Source organism: Paracoccus thiocyanatus (genome assembly GCF_900156255.1).
Taxonomy (GTDB): domain Bacteria; phylum Pseudomonadota; class Alphaproteobacteria; order Rhodobacterales; family Rhodobacteraceae; genus Paracoccus; species Paracoccus thiocyanatus.
Genome location: NZ_FTMK01000062.1, coordinates 1 through 1,005, shown reverse-complemented (window position 1 = coordinate 1,005; position 1,005 = coordinate 1). Strand labels below are relative to the sequence as shown.

1 protein-coding gene is annotated in these 1,005 nt (G+C 57.3%); it reads right to left on the bottom strand.

Features of this window, described 5'->3' with window-relative positions; translation table 11 throughout:
• Positions 1-102: 102 nt before the first annotated feature.
• Positions 103-819, bottom strand: coding sequence for a helix-turn-helix transcriptional regulator (locus tag F3H32_RS17625; protein ID WP_149766947.1), 717 nt, complete (start codon positions 817-819; stop codon positions 103-105).
• Positions 820-1,005 lie beyond the last annotated feature (186 nt).

The following is a 1,005-nucleotide window of genomic DNA, read 5'->3' as shown; positions in this document are numbered from 1 at the left end:
CCACCCGATACGAGAAGACGGCGGAAAACTACCTCGCCGCCGTCCTCATGGCATGCTCAAGGCTGTGGATGAGGAATTATGAGTCCGCAACCTAGGCGAGGGCTAGCGCGTGGCATAGATCGTCGCGGCCTGGACCCTGGTCGCCACCCCCAGCTTTTGCAGGATCTCGGACACGTGGTAGTCGATCTGCCGCCGGGGCAATCCCATGATTCCCGCGATTTCGTGGTTGGTCTTTCCCGTGGACAGCCATTTCAGGACTTCGATCTGCTTGCCCGTCAGCTGCTTCAGCTTGCCGGCCTGGGACGGCCGCTCCAGAGACAGGTTGTCGAACTGCGACAGTTTCGCAAGCGAGACATGGCCGATGACCTTCGCCAGTTCCGCGCATTGGCTGGGGGCGGCCGGCAGGGCTTGCAAAGACAGGAATGTAATGGCGCTGAACTTGCCCCGAGGCGCGGGCAACGGCACCGTCGCACCGCCCAGGATGTTCCTTTCCACGATCATATCGGCATAATCATGCACTTGCGAGCGGCGGATGAAATCCTGGTTCCAGAACAGCGGCGCCTTGTTTCCCTTGACATAATGCAACAACGGATCCCTGCCCAGGAAACCGCTATCGACATAGGAATCGACGTCGCTTGACGACCAGGAACTGATATCCGGCTGGGTCATGAAGTCCTCGACGCGGGACTTGTAATAGCTGATGTTGAAGGTCGCAAAGCCCAAGGCCGCGCTGGCCTGGTGGATGAACCTTGCCACCTGGTCGATTTCTTCGGCGGCGAGAATGCCCGCGATAGCGTCTGAAAACGATTGCAAATTCATGCGGCTCTGCTCCGGCGAAGGCGTTGCGGTCTTCTGTCAACTGCTAAGATTACCAGTTGTGGTTCAAGCTGCCCCAAGTGAATGACTTGGTCCCCGAAGTTCGACAAAATTGGTCTATGTTTGAGGGGTGTCGGTCCGTCTGATCGAGTCATCTCAATGGGTTAGTGATATCTAAGGGTCAAAGTT

Coding starts and splice junctions, on each gene's coding strand:
- F3H32_RS17625 (WP_149766947.1), bottom strand. CDS start 819: ATGAATTTGCAATCGTTTTCAGACGCTATCGCGGGCATTCTCGCCGCC.